The organism is Escherichia sp. MOD1-EC6842 (genome assembly GCF_002965705.1).
GTDB classification, from domain to species: domain Bacteria; phylum Pseudomonadota; class Gammaproteobacteria; order Enterobacterales; family Enterobacteriaceae; genus Escherichia; species Escherichia ruysiae.
The window spans coordinates 60,790-85,695 of record NZ_PTRF01000010.1 but is presented as its reverse complement, the minus strand read 5'-3'; the positions used below and the strand labels follow the sequence as shown (position 1 = coordinate 85,695).

At 51.1% G+C, this 24,906-nt stretch carries 23 protein-coding genes; 16 read left to right on the top strand and 7 right to left on the bottom strand.

From position 1 onward, the window contains the following. Window positions 1–18: 18 nt before the first annotated feature. Window positions 19–1,254: a molybdopterin molybdotransferase MoeA gene (moeA, locus tag A7Z29_RS13645; RefSeq protein WP_105290368.1), complete on the top strand. Its 1,236-nt coding sequence runs from the start codon at window positions 19–21 to the stop codon at window positions 1,252–1,254. Then, the gene (gene moeB, locus A7Z29_RS13640; protein WP_105280612.1) at window positions 1,254–2,003 is read left to right on the top strand and encodes a molybdopterin-synthase adenylyltransferase MoeB; all 750 of its coding nucleotides are present in this window, start codon (window positions 1,254–1,256) and stop codon (window positions 2,001–2,003) included. Before moeA ends, moeB begins: the two co-directional genes overlap by 1 nt. Before the next feature lie 189 nt (window positions 2,004–2,192). Here the strand turns inward: moeB and fsa are convergent, their stop codons facing one another. After that, window positions 2,193–2,855, bottom strand: a complete 663-nt coding sequence (fsa, locus tag A7Z29_RS13635; RefSeq protein WP_001487873.1) for a fructose-6-phosphate aldolase — start codon at window positions 2,853–2,855, stop codon at window positions 2,193–2,195. A gap of 130 nt (window positions 2,856–2,985) precedes the next feature. On the opposite strand from fsa, the gene A7Z29_RS13630 reads away from it, so the two are divergent. The 4 genes from A7Z29_RS13630 to A7Z29_RS13615 all read left to right on the top strand — a co-directional run bounded on the left by A7Z29_RS13630 (window position 2,986) and on the right by A7Z29_RS13615 (window position 8,690). Then, window positions 2,986–3,885, top strand: coding sequence for a glycyl-radical enzyme activating protein (locus A7Z29_RS13630; RefSeq protein ID WP_105290367.1), 900 nt, complete (start codon window positions 2,986–2,988; stop codon window positions 3,883–3,885). A gap of 5 nt (window positions 3,886–3,890) precedes the next feature. Beyond that, window positions 3,891–6,323: a glycyl radical protein gene (locus A7Z29_RS13625; RefSeq protein ID WP_000209350.1), complete on the top strand. Its 2,433-nt coding sequence runs from the start codon at window positions 3,891–3,893 to the stop codon at window positions 6,321–6,323. Between the two features lie 140 nt (window positions 6,324–6,463). Next, window positions 6,464–7,279 (top strand): sugar-phosphatase YbiV, encoded by an 816-nt coding sequence (gene ybiV / locus A7Z29_RS13620; RefSeq protein WP_000216898.1) that lies wholly within the window; start codon window positions 6,464–6,466, stop codon window positions 7,277–7,279. Between the two features lie 151 nt (window positions 7,280–7,430). After that, entirely contained in the window at window positions 7,431–8,690 is a 1,260-nt protein-coding gene (locus A7Z29_RS13615; protein WP_105290366.1) for a DUF1479 domain-containing protein, read from the top strand. Window positions 8,691–8,918: 228 nt separating this feature from the next. On the opposite strand, the gene A7Z29_RS13610 is transcribed toward A7Z29_RS13615, so the two are convergent. Further along, the gene (locus A7Z29_RS13610; RefSeq protein WP_032225022.1) at window positions 8,919–10,511 is read right to left on the bottom strand and encodes an ABC-F family ATPase; all 1,593 of its coding nucleotides are present in this window, start codon (window positions 10,509–10,511) and stop codon (window positions 8,919–8,921) included. 218 nt (window positions 10,512–10,729) lie between these two features. Here A7Z29_RS13610 and ldtB point away from each other — a divergent pair, with 218 nt between their 5' ends. Beyond that, window positions 10,730–11,650: a L,D-transpeptidase gene (ldtB, locus tag A7Z29_RS13605; RefSeq protein WP_001056379.1), complete on the top strand. Its 921-nt coding sequence runs from the start codon at window positions 10,730–10,732 to the stop codon at window positions 11,648–11,650. Between the two features lie 232 nt (window positions 11,651–11,882). On the opposite strand, the gene A7Z29_RS13595 is transcribed toward ldtB, so the two are convergent. Beyond that, complete coding sequence (locus A7Z29_RS13595; RefSeq protein WP_000056471.1) at window positions 11,883–13,001, bottom strand: anion transporter; 1,119 nt, start codon at window positions 12,999–13,001, stop codon at window positions 11,883–11,885. Continuing rightward, entirely contained in the window at window positions 12,998–13,465 is a 468-nt protein-coding gene (gene mntR / locus A7Z29_RS13590; protein WP_000091012.1) for a manganese-binding transcriptional regulator MntR, read from the bottom strand. Before mntR ends, A7Z29_RS13595 begins: the two co-directional genes overlap by 4 nt. A 185-nt stretch (window positions 13,466–13,650) precedes the next feature. On the opposite strand from mntR, the gene mntS reads away from it, so the two are divergent. Further along, window positions 13,651–13,779 (top strand): manganase accumulation protein MntS, encoded by a 129-nt coding sequence (gene mntS, locus A7Z29_RS13585; RefSeq protein ID WP_001001762.1) that lies wholly within the window; start codon window positions 13,651–13,653, stop codon window positions 13,777–13,779. A gap of 271 nt (window positions 13,780–14,050) precedes the next feature. After that, the gene (opgE, locus tag A7Z29_RS13580; protein WP_001054642.1) at window positions 14,051–15,634 is read left to right on the top strand and encodes a phosphoethanolamine transferase; all 1,584 of its coding nucleotides are present in this window, start codon (window positions 14,051–14,053) and stop codon (window positions 15,632–15,634) included. A 49-nt stretch (window positions 15,635–15,683) separates the two neighbouring features. Here the strand turns inward: opgE and ompX are convergent, their stop codons facing one another. Together ompX and A7Z29_RS23255 are read right to left on the bottom strand one after the other, a co-directional pair. Continuing rightward, on the bottom strand, window positions 15,684–16,199 hold the full coding sequence (ompX, locus tag A7Z29_RS13575) for an outer membrane protein OmpX (protein WP_024212356.1): 516 nt from the start codon (window positions 16,197–16,199) through the stop codon (window positions 15,684–15,686). 52 nt (window positions 16,200–16,251) lie between these two features. Continuing rightward, the gene (locus A7Z29_RS23255) at window positions 16,252–16,317 is read right to left on the bottom strand and encodes a hypothetical protein (protein ID WP_123058184.1); all 66 of its coding nucleotides are present in this window, start codon (window positions 16,315–16,317) and stop codon (window positions 16,252–16,254) included. Window positions 16,318–16,551: 234 nt separating this feature from the next. On the opposite strand from A7Z29_RS23255, the gene rhtA reads away from it, so the two are divergent. The 6 genes from rhtA to ybiO all read left to right on the top strand — a co-directional run bounded on the left by rhtA (window position 16,552) and on the right by ybiO (window position 23,250). After that, window positions 16,552–17,439: a threonine/homoserine exporter RhtA gene (gene rhtA, locus A7Z29_RS13570; protein ID WP_105290365.1), complete on the top strand. Its 888-nt coding sequence runs from the start codon at window positions 16,552–16,554 to the stop codon at window positions 17,437–17,439. A gap of 298 nt (window positions 17,440–17,737) precedes the next feature. Further along, a complete protein-coding gene (gene dps, locus A7Z29_RS13565; protein ID WP_000100800.1) occupies window positions 17,738–18,241 on the top strand; it encodes a DNA starvation/stationary phase protection protein Dps in 504 nt (167 codons plus the stop codon). Window positions 18,242–18,644: 403 nt separating this feature from the next. Continuing rightward, window positions 18,645–19,391, top strand: a complete 747-nt coding sequence (glnH, locus tag A7Z29_RS13555) for a glutamine ABC transporter substrate-binding protein GlnH (protein ID WP_000843874.1) — start codon at window positions 18,645–18,647, stop codon at window positions 19,389–19,391. Window positions 19,392–19,529: 138 nt separating this feature from the next. Beyond that, the gene (glnP, locus tag A7Z29_RS13550; RefSeq protein WP_105290364.1) at window positions 19,530–20,189 is read left to right on the top strand and encodes a glutamine ABC transporter permease GlnP; all 660 of its coding nucleotides are present in this window, start codon (window positions 19,530–19,532) and stop codon (window positions 20,187–20,189) included. Beyond that, window positions 20,186–20,908 (top strand): glutamine ABC transporter ATP-binding protein GlnQ, encoded by a 723-nt coding sequence (gene glnQ / locus A7Z29_RS13545; RefSeq protein WP_000569080.1) that lies wholly within the window; start codon window positions 20,186–20,188, stop codon window positions 20,906–20,908. Before glnP ends, glnQ begins: the two co-directional genes overlap by 4 nt. 116 nt (window positions 20,909–21,024) lie before the next feature. Beyond that, complete coding sequence (gene ybiO / locus A7Z29_RS13540) at window positions 21,025–23,250, top strand: mechanosensitive channel protein (RefSeq protein WP_001267280.1); 2,226 nt, start codon at window positions 21,025–21,027, stop codon at window positions 23,248–23,250. Here ybiO and rlmF read toward each other — a convergent pair. Next, window positions 23,247–24,173 carry a 23S rRNA (adenine(1618)-N(6))-methyltransferase RlmF gene (gene rlmF, locus A7Z29_RS13535; RefSeq protein ID WP_010354760.1) on the bottom strand — a complete coding sequence of 309 codons (927 nt, stop codon included), beginning with the start codon at window positions 24,171–24,173 and terminating at the stop codon, window positions 23,247–23,249. The genes ybiO and rlmF overlap by 4 nt on opposite strands. Window positions 24,174–24,447: 274 nt before the next feature. Between rlmF and mcbA the strand changes: the two genes are divergently transcribed. Continuing rightward, window positions 24,448–24,708, top strand: coding sequence for a DUF1471 family periplasmic protein McbA (gene mcbA / locus A7Z29_RS13530; RefSeq protein WP_010347475.1), 261 nt, complete (start codon window positions 24,448–24,450; stop codon window positions 24,706–24,708). Window positions 24,709–24,906 lie beyond the last annotated feature (198 nt).

The following is a 24,906-nucleotide window of genomic DNA, read 5'->3' as shown; positions in this document are numbered from 1 at the left end:
CCCCGCAGGAGTGTTTTCATGGAATTTACCACCGGTTTGATGTCGCTCGACACCGCGCTTAATGAGATGCTTTCTCGCGTTACCCCTTTGACTGCTCAGGAAACGCTGCCACTGGTTCAGTGTTTTGGTCGTATTCTGGCGAGCGATGTGGTTTCGCCGCTCGATGTCCCTGGGTTTGATAACTCGGCAATGGACGGCTACGCGGTTCGTTTAGCCGATATCGCCTCCGGGCAACCGCTGCCCGTTGCTGGCAAATCGTTTGCCGGGCAGCCGTATCATGGTGAATGGCCTGCTGGCACCTGTATTCGCATTATGACCGGTGCTCCGGTGCCGGAAGGCTGTGAAGCGGTGGTGATGCAGGAACAGACCGAACAAACGGATGCAGGAGTGCGTTTTACCGCTGAAGTGCGTAGCGGGCAAAATATTCGTCGTCGCGGTGAAGATATCTCTGCGGGTGCGGTTGTTTTCCCGGCGGGGACTCGCCTGACTACCGCAGAGCTGCCGGTGATTGCTTCACTGGGAATTGCCGACGTTCCGGTGATTCGCAAAGTGCGTGTGGCGCTGTTTTCCACCGGTGATGAACTCCAGTTGCCAGGTCAGCCACTGGGCGACGGTCAAATCTACGATACCAACCGTCTCGCCGTACACCTGATGTTAGAACAACTGGGTTGCGAGGTGATCAACTTAGGGATTATCCGCGACGATCCCCACGCCTTGCGCACAGCATTTATTGAAGCCGACAGTCAGGCGGATGTAGTGATCAGTTCTGGCGGTGTTTCGGTTGGTGAAGCGGATTACACCAAAACCATTCTCGAAGAGCTGGGCGAAATCGCCTTCTGGAAGCTGGCGATTAAACCGGGTAAACCGTTCGCGTTCGGTAAACTCGGCAATAGCTGGTTCTGCGGCCTGCCGGGTAATCCGGTTTCAGCAACGCTGACATTCTACCAACTGGTACAGCCGTTACTGGCAAAATTAAGCGGCAACACCGCCAGCGGCCTGCCTACGCGCCAGCGTGTACGCACGGCTTCTCGCCTCAAGAAAACGCCTGGTCGTCTTGATTTCCAGCGTGGTGTGCTGCAACGCAATGCCGACGGCGAACTGGAAGTGATGACCACCGGACATCAGGGTTCCCATATATTTAGCTCTTTTAGCCTCGGCAACTGCTTTATCGTGCTGGAACGCGATCGCGGCAATGTTGAATCGGGCGAATGGGTGGAAGTCGAGCCGTTTAACGCGTTGTTCGGAGGCCTGTAATGGCGGAACTCAGCGATCAGGAGATGCTGCGCTACAACCGGCAAATCATCCTGCGTGGTTTTGATTTTGACGGCCAGGAAGCGTTGAAAGATTCTCGCGTGCTGGTCGTCGGCCTCGGTGGACTCGGTTGCGCAGCCTCGCAGTATCTGGCAAGCGCCGGTGTCGGCAACCTGACGCTGCTCGACTTCGACACGGTTTCGCTCTCGAATCTGCAACGCCAGACGCTACACAGTGACGCTACGGTCGGGCAACCGAAGGTTGAATCTGCCCGTGATGCACTGGCACGGATCAATCCACATATCGCAATTACACCAGCGAATGCGTTACTTGATGATGCTGAGCTTGCTGCGTTGATTGCTAAACACGATCTGGTGCTCGACTGTACGGATAACGTTGCGGTACGTAATCAACTGAACGCAGGCTGTTTTGCCGCGAAGGTGCCGCTGGTTTCCGGCGCGGCAATTCGTATGGAAGGTCAAATCACGGTCTTTACTTATCAGGACGGCGAGCCTTGCTACCGCTGCCTTAGCCGTTTGTTTGGCGAAAACGCGTTAACCTGCGTGGAAGCAGGCGTGATGGCGCCATTGATTGGCGTAATTGGTTCGTTGCAGGCAATGGAAGCGATCAAACTGCTGGCAGGTTATGGGAAACCTGCCAGCGGAAAAATCGTTATGTACGATGCGATGACCTGTCAGTTCCGCGAAATGAAACTGATGCGCAATCCGGGATGTGAGGTTTGCGGGCAGTAATTGTCGCCTCCAGGCCTGATAAGACGCGGCAGGCGTCGCATCGGGCATTGTGCTCCGGGTGTCGGATGCGGCGTAAACGCCTTATCCGACCTACGGTTCGGGCGCAGATTTCCAGGCCTGATAAGACGCGGCAGGCACCGGTGCACTCCGCCACGTTATAAGCAATTTATGAGGATGCAGAACATCCCGTTAAATCGACGTTCTGCCAAACGCGCCCTGCCAGTCCTGCTCAAACTTCGCCACAGCGGCATCCACCGCCGGATAGCTAATCATCTGTTGTGCCACATCCAGTGGCAGCGTGATGGATTCACATCCTGCCAGTAAGCAGTCCAGCGCCTGACGCGGGGTTTTGAAACTCGCGGCTAACACTTTCGCCTGTGGCGCATGCATTTTCAGTAACTGATGCAAATCGGTCACGGTTTGAATACCGCTACCACCCTGAGCATCAATACGGTTGACATAAGGCGCAACATATTCCGCGCCCGCCAGCGCCGACAACAGCCCTTGTGCTGCGCCATACACCGCCGTGCCCAGCGTCGGGATCCCTTCCGCTTTTAACATCTTAATAGCTGCCAGCCCCTCGGCGGTCACCGGGACTTTCACCACGATATCCGCAATAATAGAACGCAATTTACGTGCGTCATTCACCATCCCTTCAGCAGTGGTAGCCATTACCTGGGCAAACAGACGCCCCTGACCGCCCATCGCCTCGTGAAGTTGCGGAAGCACAACGTCCAGCGGTTTTTTACCCGCTGCGATAATGCTTGGGTTAGTGGTCACACCCGCCAGCGGAAAAATACGTGACAGCGCCTTCACCGCAACAACGTCTGAAGTATCCAGATACAGTTCCATAACCATCCTCAAAATGTACTTTTTGTCTGAAACCAGACTACCACGAGAAAACTCTCTGAACAGTTGACGCACATCAACATAACTTTCATTCGAAAGTAATTTAATGTTTGAACGAAACAGAGAGGCATCTATGATCTTCAATATTCAACGCTACTCGACCCACGACGGCCCCGGCATTCGCACAGTGGTTTTTCTGAAAGGTTGCTCGCTGGGTTGTCGCTGGTGTCAGAATCCTGAAAGCCGCGCCCGCACGCAGGATCTACTGTATGACGCACGTCTGTGCCTGGAGGGCTGCGAGCTATGTGCTAAGGCCGCGCCGGAAGTGATTGAGCGCACGCTGAATGGCCTGCTTATTCATCGGGAAAAGTTAACCCCGGAGCATCTGACGGCGTTAACCAACTGCTGCCCGACACAGGCGTTAACCGTGTGTGGTGAAGTGAAAAGCGTTGAGGAGATCATGGCGACCGTTTTGCGCGATAAACCGTTTTACGATCGCAGCGGCGGCGGCTTAACGCTTTCTGGCGGTGAACCCTTTATGCAGCCGGAAATGGCGATGGCACTACTGCAAGCCAGCCACGAGGCCGGCATTCATACTGCGGTAGAAACCTGCCTGCATGTGCCGTGGAAATATATCGCCCCTTCTCTGCCCTATATCGATCTGTTTCTTGCCGATTTAAAACACGTCGCCGACGTGCCGTTTAAACAGTGGACCGACGGTAACGCCGCCAGAGTGCTGGATAACCTGAAAAAACTCGCCGCAGCGGGGAAAAAAATCATTATCCGCGTGCCGCTGATTCAGGGCTTTAATGCTGACGAAACCTCTGTAAAAGCCATTACCGATTTTGCCGCCGACGAGCTGCACGTTGGCGAAATTCATTTCCTGCCCTACCACACGCTGGGCATCAACAAATATCACTTACTTAATCTGCCCTATGACGCCCCGGAAAAACCGCTTGATGCGCCAGAACTGCTCGACTTTGCCCAGCAGTATGCCTGCCTGAAAGGGTTAACCGCGACTTTACGAGGATAACAACCATGACAACACTGAAACTGGACACGCTCAGCGACCGCATTAAAGCGCACAAAAATGCGCTGGTGCATATTGTGAAACCGCCGGTTTGTACCGAGCGCGCACAGCACTATACCGAGATGTATCAACAACATCTCGATAAGCCGATCCCGGTTCGTCGCGCGCTGGCGCTGGCGCATCACCTGGCGAATCGCACCATCTGGATCAAACACGATGAGTTGATCATTGGCAACCAGGCAAGCGAAGTTCGCGCCGCGCCAATCTTCCCGGAATATACCGTCTCCTGGATCGAAAAAGAGATTGATGATCTGGCAGATCGTCCCGGCGCGGGTTTTGCGGTGAGCGAAGAGAACAAACGCGTTCTGCATGAAGTGTGCCCGTGGTGGCGCGGTCAGACCGTACAGGATCGCTGCTACGGCATGTTTACCGATGAGCAAAAAGGCCTGCTGGCGACCGGTATTATCAAAGCAGAAGGCAATATGACCTCCGGCGATGCACACCTGGCGGTCAATTTCCCGCTGTTGCTGGAAAAAGGGCTTGATGGTCTGCGCGAGAAAGTGGCGGAGCGTCGCTCGCGTATCAACCTGACTGTGCTGGAAGATTTGCACGGCGAGCAGTTCCTGAAAGCGATTGATATCGTGCTGGTTGCAGTCAGTGAACATATTGAACGTTTCGCTGCCCTGGCGCGTGAAATGGCAGCCACCGAAACCCGCGAAAGCCGTCGCGATGAACTGCTGGCAATGGCGGAAAATTGCGACCTTATCGCCCACCAGCCGCCGCAGACTTTCTGGCAGGCGCTGCAACTGTGCTACTTCATCCAGTTGATTTTACAGATTGAATCAAACGGTCACTCGGTGTCGTTTGGTCGTATGGATCAGTATCTCTACCCATACTATCGCCGCGACGTTGAACTGAACCAGACGCTGGATCGCGAACACGCCATTGAGATGCTGCATAGCTGCTGGCTGAAACTGCTTGAGGTGAACAAGATCCGCTCCGGCTCACACTCAAAAGCCTCTGCGGGAAGTCCGCTGTATCAGAACGTCACCATTGGCGGGCAAAATCTGGTTGATGGTCAACCAATGGATGCGGTGAATCCACTCTCTTACGCGATCCTCGAATCCTGCGGTCGTCTGCGCTCCACTCAGCCTAACCTCAGCGTGCGTTACCATGCGGGAATGAGTAACGATTTCCTCGACGCCTGCGTACAGGTGATCCGCTGCGGCTTCGGGATGCCGGCGTTCAACAACGACGAAATCGTGATCCCGGAATTTATTAAACTCGGTATTGAACCGCAGGACGCTTACGACTACGCAGCGATTGGTTGTATCGAAACCGCCGTCGGCGGCAAATGGGGCTATCGCTGCACCGGCATGAGCTTTATCAACTTCGCCCGCGTGATGCTGGCGGCGCTGGAAGGCGGTCGTGATGCCACCAGCGGCAACGTGTTCCTGCCGCAAGAAAAAGCGTTGTCAGCGGGTAACTTCAACAACTTCGATGAAGTAATGGACGCGTGGGATACGCAAATCCGTTACTACACCCGCAAATCGATCGAAATCGAATATGTGGTCGACACCATGCTGGAAGAGAACGTGCACGATATTCTCTGCTCGGCGCTGGTGGATGACTGCATTGAGCGAGCGAAAAGTATCAAGCAAGGCGGCGCGAAATATGACTGGGTTTCTGGCCTGCAGGTGGGCATTGCCAACCTCGGCAACAGCCTGGCGGCAGTGAAGAAACTGGTATTTGAACAGGGCGCGATTGGTCAACAACAACTGGCTGCCGCGCTGGCGGATGACTTCGATGGCCTGACTCATGAGCAGTTGCGTCAGCGTCTGATTAACGGCGCGCCGAAGTATGGCAACGACGATGATAGCGTCGATACGCTGCTGGCTCGCGCCTATCAGACATATATTGACGAACTGAAGCAGTACCACAACCCCCGCTACGGTCGTGGTCCGGTTGGCGGCAACTATTACGCAGGTACGTCGTCTATCTCCGCTAACGTACCGTTTGGCGCGCAAACAATGGCAACGCCGGACGGACGTAAAGCACATACCCCGCTGGCGGAAGGCGCAAGCCCGGCTTCCGGTACTGACCATCTTGGCCCAACGGCGGTCATTGGCTCGGTGGGTAAACTGCCTACCGCAGCGATTCTCGGCGGTGTATTGCTCAACCAGAAACTAAACCCGGCGACGCTGGAGAACGAATCTGACAAGCAGAAACTGATGATCCTGCTACGCACCTTCTTCGAAGTGCATAAAGGCTGGCATATTCAGTACAACATCGTTTCCCGCGAAACGCTGCTGGAAGCGAAAAAACATCCGGATCAGTACCGCGATCTGGTCGTGCGCGTAGCGGGCTATTCCGCCTTCTTCACCGCGCTCTCTCCAGACGCTCAGGACGATATCATCGCCCGCACCGAACACATGCTGTAATCCCCTCAGCCCGGCGTCACCGCCGGGCTAAAACATTCACGAAATCAATTTTACTCTCGCTTTCATTCGAAATTAGTTTGTGCTCCGCATCACATTGTCATTACACTGTGGCGTTTGCATTCATTGCCGGGAGCACTTTTATGACTGTAAAAGTTATCGTTTGCGATATGGACGGTACTTTTCTTAACGACGCCAAAATGTACAACCAGTCACGTTTTATGGCGCAGTATCAGGAACTGAAAAAGCGCGATATTGAGTTCGTTGTCGCCAGTGGTAACCAGTATTACCAGCTTATTTCCTTCTTTCCTGAGCTAAAAGATGAAATCTCTTTTGTCGCGGAAAATGGCGCGCTGGTCTACGAACATGGCAAGCAGTTGTTCCACGGCGAACTGACCCGGCATGAATCCAGGATTGTCATTGGGGAACTGCTGAAAGATAAGCAACTCAATTTTGTCGCCTGTGGTCTGCAAAGCGCATACATCAGTGAAAATGCGCCGGAAGCATTCGTCGCACTGATGGAAAAACACTACCATCGACTGAAACCTGTGAAGGATTACCAGGAGATTGATGACGTGCTTTTCAAGTTTTCGCTCAACCTGCCGGATGAACAAATCCCGCTGGTTGTCGACAAACTGCACGTTGCGCTCGATGGCATTATGAAACCTGTCACCAGTGGCGCGGGTTTTATCGACCTGATTATTCCCGGCCTGCATAAAGCAAATGGTATTTCGCGGTTGTTAAAACGCTGGGGTCTGTCGCCGCAAAATGTGGTAGCGATTGGCGACAGCGGTAACGACGCAGAGATGCTTAAAATGGCGCATTATTCCTTTGCGATGGGCAATGCTGCGGAAAACATTAAACAAATCGCCCGTTACGCTACCGATGATAATAATCATGAAGGCGCGCTGAATGTGATTCAGGCGGTGCTGGATAGCTCCGCTCCTTTCAATAAGTAATCTTCTCCCGGCCGGAGCGACCGTTCCGGCATCTCTCTTTTTTGCTCACTTTGTGCACTGACTCAAGATTTTTATCTTGCGTTAACTTATTTTTAACTTAAAGTATCAATCGTAACTATTTTCACTTTCGAACGAAAGTTGCGAGGTTGATATGACTTTTACCTATGAGACGCTGCCAACAGATGCGAAAACGGCTATCCGTGAAATGAAAGCGAAGCTGCGACAACAGATCGGCGATGTACAACAGGTCTTCGAAAAACTCTCTGCAAAAATCGAAGCGCGTGTAGCAGAAATAGACGCACTGAAAGCGCAAGGATTGCCGGTTTGGCCGGAAGTTCCTTATAGCGACATTGCAGCAGGTACAGTGAGTGAAGCCACGCGCAATGAGATAAAACGTCGCGGTTGCGCGGTAATAAAAGGCAATTTCCCCCGCGAGCAGGCGCTGGCGTGGGATCGCGCAATGCTCAACTACCTTGATACCAATCACTTTGATGATGTGTATAAAGGTCCCGGTGACAGCTTTTTCGGCTCGCTGGAGGCGTCTCGCCCCGAAATCTATCCCATTTACTGGTCACAGGCACAGATGCAGGCGCGGCAGAGCGACAATATGGCTGCGGTGCAATCTTTCCTTAACCGTCTGTGGAAGTCTGAAAGCAACGGCAAACAATGGTTTGATCCCGATGTCAGCGTGATCTATCCAGACAGGATCCGCCGCCGCCCACCGGGCACGACGTCCAAAGGTCTGGGGGCACACACTGATTCTGGCGCACTGGAACGCTGGTTATTACCTGCTTATCAGCGCGTTTTTGCCCATGTTTTCAACGGTAATTTTGATGATTACGATCCGTGGGATGCCGCACACCGTACCGATGTAGAAGAATACACCGTCGATAACACCACCAAATGTTCGGTGTTCCGCACGTTCCAGGGCTGGACGGCACTTTCCGATATGTTACCAGGCCAGGGATTGTTACACGTGGTGCCGATCCCGGAAGCGATGGCATACGTTCTGCTGCGTCCGTTGCTGGATGACGTACCGGACGACGTGCTGTGCGGTGTTGCGCCTGGTAAAGTTCTGCCTGTTTCAGAGAAATGGCATCCCTTATTGATGAAAGCACTAACGTCAATTCCGGCAATAACAGCGGGGGATTCTGTCTGGTGGCACTGCGATGTGATCCACTGTGTCGCACCGGTAGACAATCAACAGGGCTGGGGGAATGTGATGTATATTCCTGCCGCGCCGATGTGCGAGAAAAACCGGGTTTATGCGCACAAGGTCAGGAAAGCACTGGAAAAAGGTACATCGCCGGGAGACTTCCCACGGGAAGATTATGAAACAAACTGGCAAGGCCGATTTACACTGGAAGATCTGAACGTTCACGGTAAACGCGCGCTGGGCATGGATGTTTGAGAAGTGATGGATTAGTGGAAGTGAATTGATGTGAGGTTAAGAAAGAAGGTTCGATGTTGCTCAGATTGCTGACAAAGTGCGCTTTGTTCATGCCGGATGCGGCGTTAACGCCTTATCCTGCCTACAAAGTCCTGAAGATTCAATATATTGCAGGTACTGCGTAGGCCTGATAGCAATCTTGTATTTGTCATCAGTAGCCCTGACATAACCAGGGCTACTGACTATAACTTACTCGATTCCTTTACTACGCAGGTAATCTTCGTAATTACCGCTAAAGTCAATCACGCGTTCCGGCGTGATTTCCAGAATACGGGTCGCCAGGGAGCTTACAAACTCACGGTCGTGAGAAACAAAAATCAGCGTGCCCTGATACAGTTCCAGCGCCATGTTAAGCGACTCGATGGATTCCATGTCCAGGTGGTTGGTCGGTTCGTCCATGATCAGAATGTTCGGTTTCTGCATCATTAACTTACCAAACAGCATACGGCCTTTTTCACCACCGGAAAGCACTTTAGCAGGCTTTTTGATGTCGTCCTGGCTGAACAACAAACGACCGAGAATGCTGCGCACCGCCTGCTCGTCATCGCCTTCCTGTTTCCACTGGCTCATCCATTCAAACACGGTCAGGTCATTATCGAACTCATATTCGTGATCCTGCGCGTAGTAACCAATGCGCGCGTTCTCTGACCATTTTACGGTGCCACTATCCGGTTCCAGATCACCCACCAGCGTTTTCAGCAAAGTCGATTTACCGACGCCGTTGGTGCCGAGTACCGCCAGCTTTTCACCCACTTCCAGCAGCAGGTTGAGATTTTTAAACAGCGAACCGTTATCAAACCCCTTGGTCAGCCCTTCCACTTCCAGCGCGTTACGGAACAGTTTCTTATCCTGCTCGAAACGGATGAACGGGTTCTGACGGCTGGAGGCTTTCACCTCTTCCAGTTTGATTTTATCAATCTGGCGCGCGCGCGAAGTTGCCTGGCGAGATTTCGAGGCATTGGCGCTAAAGCGGCTAACGAAAGATTGCAGCTCAGCAATCTGCGCTTTCTTCTTGGCGTTATCAGCCAGCAGACGCTCACGCGCCTGGGTCGCCGCCGTCATGTACTCATCGTAGTTGCCCGGATAAACGCGCAGCTCGCCGTAATCCAGATCCGCCATGTGGGTACAAACCATGTTAAGGAAGTGACGGTCGTGCGAGATAATGATCATGGTGCTGTCACGCTCGTTCAGCACCTGTTCCAGCCAGCGAATGGTGTCGATGTCGAGGTTATTGGTCGGTTCGTCGAGCAGGAGAATGTCTGGATCAGCAAACAGCGCCTGCGCCAGCAGCACACGCAGCTTCCAGCCAGGAGCAACTTCACTCATCGGGCCGTAGTGTTGTTCCACTGGAATTCCCACACCAAGCAACAGCTCACCGGCGCGCGCTTCCGCAGAGTAACCGTCCATTTCGCCGTATTTCACTTCCAGATCGGCAACTTTATAGCCATCTTCTTCGCTCATTTCCGGCAAAGCATAGATGCGGTCGCGCTCCTGCTTCACTTCCCACAACTCTTTATGCCCCATGATCACCGTATCCAGCACGGTGAACTCTTCAAAGGCAAATTGATCCTGACGTAGCTTACCAATGCGCTCGTTGGGATCGAGGGAAACGTTACCCAGCGTCGGCTCTAAGTCGCCGCCGAGGATCTTCATAAAGGTGGATTTACCACTACCGTTCGCGCCAATCAGGCCGTAACGGTTGCCGCCGCCAAATTTGACGGAAATGTTTTCAAACAACGGCTTACTGCCGAACTGCATGGTGACGTTACTGGAAACTAACACAGGCGTATCCTGAAAAGAGATATGACAAACCGCGCATTATGCCATAAGTCTGAAAGAAGATCCCGTCCCCCGCTTAAGGTCTACACTCTTCCCAAAGGCAAAAAATGTGATTTAGTACACATCTGATTTCACTGTTAGCTGGAATGAACATATAATGCGCTTCCAATACTCTAATATTCTCAACCTAATGGCCTGCCAGGCACGAAATCTCGCTTAACATGAATATGAAATTGAAAACGTTATTCGCAGCGGCCTTCGCTGTTGTCGGCTTTTGCAGTACCGCTTCAGCGGTAACTTATCCTCTGCCAACCGACGGGAGTCGCCTGGTTGGTCAGAATCAGGTGATCACTATCCCTGAAGGTAACACTCAGCCGCTGGAGTACTTTGCGGCGGAGTATCAGATGGGGCTTTCCAATATGATGGAAGCGAACCCGGGTGTGGATACCTTCCTGCCGAAAGGCGGCACCGTACTGAATATTCCGCAGCAACTGATCCTGCCGGACACTGTTCATGAAGGCATTGTGATTAACAGCGCAGAGATGCGTCTGTATTACTATCCGAAAGGAACTAACACCGTTATCGTACTGCCGATCGGCATTGGTCAGTTAGGCAAAGACACACCTATCAACTGGACCACCAAAGTAGAGCGTAAGAAAGCAGGCCCGACCTGGACGCCGACCGCCAAAATGCATGCAGAATACCGCGCTGCGGGCGAACCGCTTCCGGCTGTCGTTCCGGCTGGCCCGGATAACCCGATGGGGCTGTACGCACTGTATATCGGTCGCCTGTACGCTATCCACGGCACCAACGCCAACTTTGGTATCGGCCTGCGCGTAAGCCACGGTTGTGTGCGCCTGCGTAACGAAGACATCAAATTCCTGTTCGAGAAAGTGCCGGTCGGTACTCGCGTACAGTTTATTGATGAGCCGGTAAAAGCGACCACCGAGCCGGACGGCAGCCGTTATATTGAAGTCCATAACCCGCTGTCTACCACCGAAGCCCAATTTGAAGGTCAGGAAATTGTGCCAATTACGCTAACCAAGAGCGTGCAGACAGTGACTGGTCAGCCGGATGTCGATCAGGCTGTTCTGGATCAGGCTATTCAAAACCGTTCCGGAATGCCGGTTCGTCTGAATTAATCTTTAAAACTTAAAGCAAAGGCGGACTCATAATCCGCCTTAGACTGCTGATGGCAATACATAATTGCCTGATGCGCTACGCTTATCAGGCCTACGCGGAACCTGCAATATATTGAATCCGCAAGATTTTGTAGGCCGGATAAGGCGTTTACTCCGCATCCGGCATGAACAAAGCGCACATTGCCAACAATCAGAGGCGGACTCATAATCCGCCTTTTTTATTTGTCGGCTCTTACACTGCCGGGAACATAACTAACAAAACGTATCCTACCAGCGCCGCCCACAACAGCATCGGTATCGAATAGAGATGGAAACGCCACCAGATCCGGCGATCGTTCGCCATCCGTAGCGCAATCAAATTTGCCAGCGATCCGGGTAATAAACCAAAGCCACCTACGTTTACCGCCCATGCCAGTAATAAAGACGGTGGTACATAATTGAGCAGCAAAATCGTGCTCGGCACGTTACTGATCACCTGCGATAAACCAATCGCCGTTAACCATAATCCGGGTTCGGATAAATGACTCACGTTACTCAACACGCCTTGCAACGCCGGAAGCTGGGTCAGTAAATGGACGTCGATAAACATCGCCATAAACACCAGCAGCAACGTCCAGTCCACACTCAGCACCACGCGACGCGCCAGAAGCGTAAACCCCACTGCCACAATCACCAGCCCCCACAGCTCTTGTTTCAACTCCAGCGCCGTAAGGAAGACGATATACAGTCCCAGACAACTCCACACCAGCCGTGGTTTCCACTCCGGCGTTTGCGTCCCCGTATGATATTGCAGCGCCTTTCCAGGGAAACAACACCAGCACAGCAGCAGCAATGTCAGCATCATTGCGCCAGCCAACGGTGCCATCTGTGCAATAAAACCGGCAAACGAAAGACCCGAACGTCCCCAGATAAGGATATTTTGCGGATTACCAATCGGCGTCAGCAGCGATCCAGCATTCACTGCCAGTGCCTCAAAAATAATCAGCCGATTAACCGGGATCTCACACAGTCTTTTCAGCGTGATGGTCAGCGGGACAACAATAAACAGCGCGACATCGTTGGTCAGAAAGGTAGAAAGCAGCGCCGCCGCCAGCACCATAAACATCGCCAGCCGACGCTCAGTAGCAAAACGGCGCACCATTTTGCGCCCAAGCACATCAAAATAACCGCTTAATTCAACACCTTTGGTCAGCAGCATCAGGCCACTTAAGGTAATGATGGTGTGCCAGTCGATAGCGCCAGGCCAGGATTTCGGCGCAAAGGGAACAAAAAAACTTAATCCGATACCAACGAGAATTAATAACTGAAAAAAGCGATCGCCTTGCAGCGTGCGTAAAAAAGGCAGGCTCATTTGGCACCGTGTTTCTGGGTAAACAAACGAAAGGCGTCCAGCGTCTCTTCACTGACATGGTGTTCCATGCCTTCCGCGTCGCGACGGGCAATTTCCGGGCTGACGCCCAACACCAACAAGAAATTTTCGACTATCTGATGGCGCTCGCGGCTTTCCTGCGCCAGCTTCTCTCCTTCCGCCGTTAAAAACACGCCACGCCACGGGATCATTTCAATCAGCCCCAGGGTTGCCAGCCGCTTAAGCATTTTAGCCACCGTCGGTTGCGAAACGCCCAGACGAGCAGCCATGTCCACCTGACGGGCTTCCCCCACTTCTCTTATCAGGTCAGAAATCAGCTCAACATAATCGTCAATAAGTTCGCGGCGATGCGCTTCTCTTACCTGGCGAAACCCTTCAACGTGCTCTTCCACGTTCACTAACTGCGTCACTTTTTTTGCTGTTGGCGTACCTGCGCGACGACTCATTGTGCTTCCTCATTATGGTGACACATATATAGCGTTCTTATTTCGTGCGCACATTGTAAACCAGAGTTGCGAAGGCACAAAAAATTAACGTTTTAGCAATAGCTATATAATATAGCCTGTGCTATATCTGTATGTAATGCAATCATCCCTCAAGGAGTGACGGGATTAGCAAGTCAGGAGGTCTTATGAATGAGTTCAAGAGGTGTATGCGCGTGTTTAGTCATTCTCCCTTTAAAGTACGGTTAATGCTGCTCTCGATGTTGTGCGATATGGTCAACAATAAACCGCAGCAGGATAAACCCTCCAATAAATAGCGGCGTCGCGGTACGCCGCTTCACTCCTGCTTTATTGCAGGCATAAATCTTTACTGCCTGAAAACCCCCACTTTTTGTCAGATTTGCAATCTTCTTCGCAAAAGATTTGTTCGTCAGTAGTTGACCTGAACGGCGGCTCGCTCTATCTTCTTGCAGCCCTGCGTATATTGCGGCTCGCGGATGCGGACCCTTTTCCCCTCTTCACGCACTCTTGCAGGTATTGACCCTTGACGCCAGGGTAAGCACATGGCGTTTGTTACGATAGTGGCATATGAATTTAACCCTCAAAGAATCGCTTGTTACCCGTAGCCGGGTATTTAGCCCGTGGACTGCGTTCTACTTTTTACAGTCGCTATTAATTAATCTCGGCTTAGGCTATCCCTTCAGTTTTCTCTACACCGCCGCGTTTACGGCTATTTTGCTTTTGCTATGGCGGACATTGCCTCGCGTGCAAAAAGTCCTGGTCGGCGTCAGTTCATTAGTGGCAGCCTGTTATTTCCCTTTTGCTCAGGCCTACGGTGCGCCTAACTTCAATACCTTGCTGGCCCTGCACTCCACCAATATGGAAGAGTCAACTGAAATCCTGACGATTTTTCCGTGGTACAGCTATCTGGTCGGCTTATTTATTTTTGCGCTCGGCGTGATAGCTGTCCGGCGAAAAAAAGAGAGTGAAAAAACGCGCTGGAGTAAATTCGACAGCCTGTGTCTGGTATTCAGCGTGGCGACATTTTTTGTCGCTCCCGTGCAAAACCTGGCCTGGGGCGGCGTATTTAAATTGAAGGATACTGGCTATCCGGTATTTCGTTTCGCTAAGGATGTCATCGTCAACAATAACGAGGTGATTGAAGAGCAAGAGCGGATGGCAAAACTTTCCGGGATGAAAGATACCTGGACGGTTACTGCAGTTAAACCGAAATATCAGACCTATGTGGTGGTGATCGGTGAAAGCGCACGTCGCGACGCTCTCGGTGCCTTTGGCGGTCACTGGAATAACACCCCGTTTGCCAGCAGCGTTAACGGTCTGCTCTTCGCTGATTACATTGCCGCCAGCGGCTCCACGCAAAAATCGCTCGGCTTAACGCTTAACCGCGTCGTCGATGGCAAACCACAATTTCAGGATAACTTTGTCACCCTTGCCAACCGCGCAGGTTTTCAGACCTGGTGGTTTTCCAATCAGGGACAAATTGGTGAGTACGATACCGCCATCGCCAGCATTGCCAAACGTGCAGATGAAGTGCACTTCCTGAAAGAAGGTAATTTTGAAGCAGATAAGAACACCAAAGACGAAGCGTTACTGGACATGACCGCTCAGGTGCTGGCGCAAGAACACTCGCAACCGCAACTGATTGTTTTGCATCTGATGGGCTCACATCCGCAGGCCTGCGACCGGACACAAGGCAAATACGAAACCTTTGTGCAATCGAAAGAGACGTCGTGCTATCTCTACACCATGACGCAAACAGACGATTTACTGCGCAAACTCTATGACCAGTTACGCAACAGCGGTAGCAGTTTCTCGCTGGTTTACTTTTCTGACCACGGTCTGGCCTTTAAAGAACGCGGTAAAGAAGTGCAATATCTGGCTCATGACGATAAATATCAGCAAAATTTCCAGGTGCCTTTTATGGTCATTTCCAGCGACGATAAAGCGCACCGGATAATTAAAGCCCGCCGTTCAGCCAATGACTTCTTAGGTTTTTTCTCTCAATGGACAGGGATTAAAGCGAAGGAGATCAACATCAATTACCCGTTTATCTCTGAGAAGAAAGCCGGGCCGATATACATCACTAACTTCCAGTTACAAAAGGTTGATTACAACCATCTCGGAACCGATATATTCGATCCCAAATCTTAAGATAAAAAAATCCGCCCCGAGAGGCGGATTTTTTATATCACCGAAGTGATTAGAAGCGGTAACCAACACCGGCAATCCAGGTGCCTACGTCAACGTTACGAATACGGCTCTGCTCGTAAGAGAAGTCCAGAGCAACGTTTTCGATTGGGTTGAACTGCAGACCCGCACCGTAGGAGAAGCCGTAGTCGCTGGTGTCATGTTTGTAGGTCGGGTATTCAGTGGTCTGGAATTTACCATAGCCCACACCCACTACACCGTAGATGCTTGCCCAGTCGTTAATGCGGTAAGCCGGACCAGCAGTGATGCCGTAGTACTGGGTTTTGTTGTAGTCACCAGAGCTTGCAGTACGGCTTTTCTCGGTGTAAGTGAAAGAACCGATCACACCCAGCGGGCTGTTGTCTTCTTCATAGCGGTATTTCAGGTTGAAACCGCCCATTTTGTTCATTTTGCCCTGAGCGTCGCTCTGTGCATAACCACCAGTTACGGTAGAAGTAGCAGCTACAGAAGTACCTGCGGTGAAAGCCAGAACTGCGGCCAGTGCTGAAAGACATGCAATTTTTTTCATAACCACCTCAAATGTGATTCAAATAAGTCCTAAGTTTTAAATATATCAAAAATTAATGGGAAACTCTTGGCGATTTGTGATGTCTAACGGGCCATTTCGTGTAACAGAACGTTTCCATTCACCGCTATCCATCTAAATTTAAATCATTTTTTCAGTGAACTGCGTAAGTATTACGCATATATTCACACTCTCTCATCCAGATTATTCTTAATCAGCAAACTGATGAATCCATCAATCCTGGCGCATTTTAGCCAAAACGGGGAAAAAATTTTTCAACAAATGCTCAACCACCCACTGGTACATCCAGTACACTCCACGCTTTACCTTGCTATACAACTTTATGGGAGAAAGGATGCCAGGGTCATTACGTAAAATGCCGGTCTGGTTACCAATAGTCATATTGCTCGTTGCCATGGCGTCTATTCAGGGTGGGGCTTCATTAGCAAAATCACTTTTTCCACTGGTTGGCGCGCCTGGAGTGACTGCGCTGCGCCTTGCACTGGGAACACTGATTCTTATCGCTTTCTTTAAACCGTGGCGGCTGCGTTTTGCCAGAGAACAACGGTTGCCGCTGTTGTTTTACGGTGTATCTCTGGGTGGGATGAACTATCTCTTTTATCTCTCTATTCAGACTGTACCTCTGGGAATTGCAGTTGCGCTGGAGTTCACCGGGCCACTGGCGGTGGCGCTGTTCTCCTCTCGTCGCCCGGTAGATTTCGTTTGGGTTTTGCTGGCAGTGCTCGGTCTGTGGTTCCTGCTGCCGCTGGGGCAAGATGTTTCCCATGTCGATTTAACCGGCTGTGCGCTGGCGCTCGGTGCCGGTGCTTGTTGGACTATCTACATATTAAGTGGGCAACGTGCTGGTGCTGAACACGGCCCTGCGACGGTGGCGATCGGTTCGCTGATTGCGGCATTAATTTTCGTGCCAATCGGTGCGTTACAGGCTGGAGAGGCTCTCTGGCATTGGTCGGTTGTTCCATTAGGTTTAGCTGTCGCAATTCTCTCGACCGCTCTGCCCTACTCGCTGGAGATGATTGCCCTCACCCGTTTGCCGACGCGGACATTTGGTACGCTGATGAGCATGGAACCAGCACTGGCCGCCATTTCCGGGATGATTTTCCTCGGTGAGATGCTGACGCCAATACAGATTCTGGCGCTCGGCGCAATCATCGCTGCTTCAATGGGTTCCACGCTGACAGCACGCAAAGAGAGCAAAATAGAAGAAATAGATATTAATTAAATTTACAATTCTGCATGGTTATGCATAACCATGCAGAATATTTCGCTAAATTTCACCTGCCACATCCTTATATATCTGACTATACAAAAGCATATTTATTCCGAAAATTCCTGGTGAATATATAAATAAGAATTATTCTTACTGTAATATATAACCAACTGTATTTTATGCAGTTTTATTTTTTTCGTTTGTTACCACTATTAGTGTGATAGGAACAGCCAGAATAGCGGAACACATAGCCGGTGCTATACTTAGTCTCGTTAATTACTGGGACATAACATCAAGAGGATATGAAATTATGAGTACCGCTAAATTAGTTAAATCAAAAGCGACCAATCTGCTTTATACCCGCAACGATGTCTCTGACAGCGAGAAAAAAGCGACAGTAGAGTTGCTGAATCGTCAGGTTATCCAGTTTATTGATCTTTCGTTGATTACCAAACAGGCACACTGGAATATGCGCGGCGCTAACTTCATTGCCGTACATGAAATGCTGGATGGCTTCCGTACCGCTCTGATCGATCATCTGGATACCATGGCTGAACGCGCGGTACAACTGGGCGGCGTTGCCCTTGGCACCACACAAGTTATCAATAGCAAAACACCGCTGAAAAGCTACCCGCTGGACATCCACAACGTTCAGGATCACCTGAAAGAGCTGGCGGATCGTTATGCAATTGTCGCCAATGATGTACGTAAAGCCATTGGTGAAGCAAAAGATGATGATACTGCAGATATCCTGACCGCCGCCTCCCGCGACCTGGATAAATTCCTGTGGTTTATCGAATCTAACATCGAATAACACCACCGCTGATGGTTCAAAACGTTAACAAACAATAAAAGCGGCTTCCTGAAAGGGGGCCGTTTTTTTTGATGCCCTGTCTCTACGCACTTTTTTAGTGCATCCCATTCCCCTTCCAGCCTGACAAAGTAAACTTTTTGTATCAACATCATCACACAATCGTTACATAAAGATTGTTTTTTCATCAGGATTTACGCTAAATAATCATTGTGTTGACTGCACTATTTTAGCGCACCACTTTGGCGCCCCATAATGGTGCAATCTAACGGTGTTGCCTCATAAATCGTGCAATGCATTTTTATCGCCTCTCGAAAAATCAACGAGTTGCAAAACTGGCACGATTTTTTCATATAGGTAAATGTTACGCAGGGGATCGTCCCGTGGATAGAAAAAAGGAAATGCTATGAAGTCTGTATTAAAAGTTTCACTGGCAGCACTGACCCTGGCTTTTGCGGTTTCTTCCCATGCCGCAGATAAAAAATTAGTTGTCGCGACAGATACCGCTTTCGTTCCGTTTGAATTTAAACAGGGCGACAAATACGTGGGCTTTGATGTCGATCTGTGGGCGGCAATCGCCAAAGAACTGAAGCTGGATTACGAGCTGAAACCGATGGATTTCAGCGGTATCATTCCGGCGCTGCAAACCAAAAACGTCGATCTGGCGCTGGCGGGCATCACTATCACCGACGAGCGTAAAAAAGCGATCGATTTCTCTGACGGCTACTACAAAAGCGGTCTGTTAGTGATGGTGAAAGCGAACAACAACGATGTGAAAAGCGTGAAAGATCTCGACGGTAAAGTGGTTGCAGTGAAGAGCGGCACTGGCTCCGTTGATTACGCGAAGACGAACATCAAAACCAAAGATCTGCGACAGTTCCCGAACATCGATAACGCCTATATGGAACTGGGTACTAACCGCGCAGACGCCGTCCTGCACGATACACCAAACATTCTTTACTTCATCAAAACCGCTGGTAATGGCCAGTTTAAAGCGGTGGGTGACTCTCTGGAAGCACAGCAATACGGTATTGCTTTCCCGAAAGGTAGCGACGAGCTGCGTGACAAAGTTAACGGCGCGTTGAAAACTCTGCGCGAAAACGGAACTTACAACGAAATCTACAAAAAGTGGTTCGGTACTGAACCGAAATAATAACACCACGCCTGTAAAGCGCACGGACAGTCCCCTCTCCCCTCTGGGGAGAGGATTAGGGTGAGGGGCACAGGCCTGCTCCAACACCATTAATTACCCTGAATTTGATTATTTACACCACGGTAACAGGAACAACATATGCAGTTTGACTGGAGTGCCATCTGGCCTGCCATTCCGCTTCTGATTGAAGGCGCCAAAATGACCCTGTGGATTTCGATCCTCGGTCTGGCTGGCGGCCTGGTGATCGGACTGGCGGCAGGTTTTGCACGCACCTTTGGCGGTTGGATAGCCAACCATGTCGCGCTAGTCTTTATTGAAGTGATTCGCGGCACACCTATCGTCGTCCAGGTGATGTTTATCTACTTCGCCCTGCCGATGGCGTTTAACGACTTACGCATCGACCCGTTTACTGCGGCGGTGGTCACCATCATGATCAACTCCGGCGCGTACATTGCGGAAATCACGCGTGGCGCAGTGCTGTCAATCCACAAAGGTTTCCGTGAAGCCGGGCTGGCACTTGGTCTTTCACGTTGGGAAACCATTCGCTACGTCATTTTACCGCTGGCACTGCGCCGTATGCTGCCGCCGCTGGGCAACCAGTGGATCATCAGCATTAAAGACACCTCGCTGTTTATTGTTATCGGCGTGACGGAACTGACTCGTCAGGGGCAAGAAATTATTGCCGGCAACTTCCGCGCCCTTGAGATCTGGAGCGCCGTGGCGGTGTTCTATCTGATTATTACCCTGGTACTGAGCTTTATTCTGCGTCGTCTGGAAAGAAGGATGAAAATCCTGTGATTGAATTTAAAAACGTCTCCAAGCATTTTGGTCCAACCCAGGTGCTGCACAATATCGATTTGAACATTGCCCAGGGTGAAGTGGTGGTGATCATCGGGCCATCAGGTTCCGGTAAATCAACCCTGCTGCGCTGCATCAACAAACTGGAAGAAATTACCTCTGGCGATCTGATTGTCGATGGTCTGAAGGTTAACGATCCGAAAGTTGACGAGCGACTGATTCGCCAGGAAGCGGGTATGGTGTTCCAGCAGTTTTACCTCTTCCCGCATCTGACGGCGCTGGAAAACGTGATGTTTGGCCCTCTACGCGTGCGTGGCGCAAACAAAGAAGAGGCAGAAAAACTGGCACGTGAGTTGCTGGCGAAAGTTGGTCTGGCAGAACGCGCGCATCACTACCCTTCCGAACTTTCTGGTGGTCAGCAACAGCGTGTGGCGATTGCCCGTGCGCTGGCAGTGAAGCCGAAAATGATGCTGTTCGATGAACCGACTTCCGCTCTCGATCCTGAACTGCGCCATGAAGTGCTGAAGGTTATGCAGGATCTGGCTGAAGAAGGGATGACGATGGTGATCGTGACCCACGAAATCGGTTTTGCTGAGAAAGTGGCTTCACGTCTAATCTTTATTGATAAAGGCCGGATTGCGGAAGATGGCGATCCGCAGGTGTTGATCAAGAACCCGCCGAGCCAGCGTTTGCAGGAATTTTTACAGCACGTCTCTTAACTTCTCAGCCTCCCTTTCCCCTGAAAGGGAGGCACACCAGATTCCTCTCATTTCAAATCGCCCCTCCCCCAGCATCTATACTTATCTTTTTGCTTTGTTTTCTCACTGGAGGAGTCATGCGGTGGATCCTGTTCATCCTCATCTGCCTGCTGGGCGCACCTGCCCACGCGGTGTCCATACCCGGCGTAACAACCACAGCAACAACAGATTCAACCTCTGAACCGGTTTCAGAACCGGATATCGAACAAAAAAAAGCGGCCTATGGCGCACTGGCGGACGTGCTGGATAATGACACCTCGCGCAAAGAGTTGATCGACCAGCTACGCACCGTTGCCGCCACGCCCCCCACAGACCCCGTACCGAAAATCGTACCGCCGACGCTGGTTGAAGAGCAAACCGTGCTGCAAAAGGTGACTGAAATCAGCCGCCATTATGGCGAAGCACTCTCCGCGCGCTTCGGGCAACTTTACCGTAATATCACTGGCTCCCCGCATAAACCCTTTAACCCGCAAACCTTCAACAACGCGCTGACCCATTTTTCAATGCTAGCGGTGCTGGTGTTTGGCTTTTACTGGCTGATTCGCCTGTGCGCGCTGCCGTTATATCGCAAAATGGGTCAGTGGGCGCGGCAAAAAAACCGTGAGCGCAGCAACTGGTTACAGCTTCCTGCGATGATTATCGGGGCGTTTATTATCGATTTGCTGTTGCTGGCACTGACGTTATTTGTCGGCCAGGTATTAAGCGACAACCTGAACGCCGGTAGTAAAACCATTGCTTTTCAACAAAGCCTGTTTCTCAATGCTTTCGCTCTGATTGAATTTTTCAAAGCTGTTTTACGCCTGATTTTCTGCCCGAACGTGGCAGAGCTGCGCCCGTTCAATATTCAGGATGAAAGCGCCCGCTACTGGTGCCGCCGCCTTAGCTGGTTAAGCAGTCTGATTGGTTATGGACTGATTGTGGCAGTGCCAATTATCTCTAATCAGGTGAATGTGCAAATCGGGGCGCTCGCCAACGTGATAATCATGCTGTGCATGACCGTCTGGGCGCTCTATCTGATCTTTCGTAATAAAAAAGAGATCACCCAGCATCTGCTCAACTTTGCGGAGCACTCGCTGGCATTCTTCAGCCTGTTTATTCGCGCTTTTGCGCTGGTGTGGCACTGGCTGGCAAGCGCCTATTTTATTGTGCTGTTTTTCTTTTCGTTGTTCGATCCGGGCAACAGCCTGAAATTTATGATGGGTGCAACGGTGCGCAGCCTGGCGATTATTGGTATCGCAGCGTTTGTTTCCGGTATGTTTTCCCGCTGGCTGGCGAAGACCATCACCCTCTCGCCACATACTCAGCGTAACTATCCGGAGCTGCAAAAACGGCTGAACGGCTGGCTATCAGCGGCGCTGAAAACGGCGCGTATTCTGACGGTATGCGTGGCAGTGATGCTGCTACTCAGCGCCTGGGGGCTGTTCGATTTCTGGAACTGGCTGCAAAACGGCGCGGGGCAGAAAACCGTGGATATCCTGATCCGTATCGCGCTCATCCTTTTCTTCTCGGCGGTTGGCTGGACAGTGCTCGCCAGTTTGATCGAAAACCGGCTGGCTTCGGATATTCATGGCCGCCCGCTGCCCAGCGCCCGCACGCGCACCCTGCTGACGCTGTTCCGTAATGCGCTGGCGGTAATCATCAGTACCATCACCATCATGATTGTGTTGTCGGAAATCGGCGTCAATATCGCGCCACTGCTGGCAGGTGCCGGGGCATTAGGCCTGGCTATCTCGTTTGGTTCGCAAACGCTGGTAAAAGATATTATTACCGGCGTGTTCATTCAGTTTGAAAACGGCATGAACACTGGAGATTTGGTTACCATCGGGCCGTTGACCGGCACGGTGGAACGGATGTCGATTCGCTCCGTGGGCGTGCGTCAGGATACCGGGGCATATCACATTATTCCGTGGTCTTCGATAACCACCTTTGCTAACTTCGTCCGTGGCATTGGTTCGGTGGTCGCCAATTATGATGTCGATCGTCATGAAGATGCCGATAAAGCCAATCAGGCACTGAAAGATGCGGTAGCGGAATTGATGGAAAATGAAGAAATTCGCGGGCTGATTATTGGTGAACCGAACTTTGCCGGCATTGTCGGCTTAAGCAATACCGCGTTTACGTTGCGTGTTTCGTTCACCACACTGCCACTCAAACAGTGGACGGTACGCTTTGCCCTCGACAGCCAGGTGAAAAAGCATTTCGACCTGGCGGGTGTTCGCGCGCCGGTGCAAACTTATCAGGTGCTACCTGCACCGGGAACGCCCCCGGTAGCACCACTGCCATCGGGGGAGCCAACGCTTTAACGCTGGCGATTGACAAAACGACGGCGCTGTTCGTCGTTCATAAAGGTCCAGGCAATAAAGCGACTCTGCTTTTGCCCCTGGGCCATCTCTTTTTTGACCACTTTCACCGCACCAACATCCGTCAGTGCACGATACAAAGGCGGTAAGTTTTCGCCACGAGATACCAGCGAGGTAAACCACATCACCTGCTTTGCGAAGCCTTTACTCTCTTCAATCATCTTTTTGATAAAGGCCACTTCGCCGCCTTCACACCACAATTCCTGCTGTTGACCACCAAAGTTCAGCGCGTTATCTCTGTCCAGCCCCAGGTTACGCCGTTTGCGCTCACTACCTGCCCGTGCCGCAGCGGCGGAATCGTGGAATGGCGGGTTACACAAGGTCGCGTCGTATTGCTCGTTTTTGTGGATGATGCCGTTAAAAATGGCGCCGGTATCCTTTTGCCGACGCAGACGGATAGCGCGGTTAAGACCTGGATTGGCGCTGATGATCGCCTGCGCACTGCTTAACGCCTGGCTGTTAGTTTCTGTACCGGTAAAACGCCAGCCATATTCATGCACACCAATCAGCGGATAAATACAATTCGCACCAACACCGATATCCAGAATACTGGCATTGGCTGGAATTGTTCCGCTTGCCTCAGCCAGTAAATCGGCAAGATGATGAATATAATCTGCCCGCCCAGGCACTGGTGGGCAGAGAAAACCGTCAGGGATATCCCAGCTCGCCACAGCATAAAAATGTGCCAACAGCGCCTTGTTGAGCGCCTTCACTGCCAGCGGATTGGCGAAGTCAACGCTTTGCTCACCGGCAGGGGTAAGCGTAAGGAATTGCGCCAGTTCAGGATTCACCTGACAAAGCGTGGCGAGATCGTAGCGACTGTGATGACGATTGCGCGGGTGTAACCCCGGTTTCTGGGCGGACATAGCATTCTCCTTTAAGCAGCGGCGTAAGATACCCGCATAACGCAGCAGGGTAAATATCTGGCTGCGTTTAACATGCTTCAAACCTTAACCCGACTTCATTTTTTATCAATTCATCATAAAAATCAGTGTTCTTCATGTCATTGATTTGTCTGGTTTTGTAAAATTATTTTGTTCAAAAAATAAGCACATCTCTGTCAATTTTTTGCGTCATTTCCATCGCACAGGAGACCTACACTTATCATGCACTACTCGTTGTATTTATGAGGATGTCATTATGAAAAAGTGCCTCGCACTACTGATTGCCACCGTCCTGAGCGGAATCACCTTCACGGCTTATGCCGCGCAACCACTGAGTAACCAGGACAGCGGTCAACTACGACCCGCCGGAACCGTTTCGGCGACCGGCGCATCTAACCTAAGCGATCTGGAGGATAAACTGGCAGAAAAAGCGCGCGAACAAGGCGCGAAAGGTTATGTCATTAATTCCGCAGGCGGAAATGACCAGATGTTCGGTACTGCAACCATCTACAAATAACCCCACCAACGTAACTGCATTCACCTCTGGATGCAGTTTTCGCCCAATTTGTAATCAAAAAACATCAAATATGAACACAATGTAAATAAATGTATTTCTTTTTCGTGCAATGGGTGATAGAAAATCGCGCCAAGTGATAATGCTTATCAAAATTATTATCACTTGCACGAACACTTTTACGGGATTAACAGTGGCATC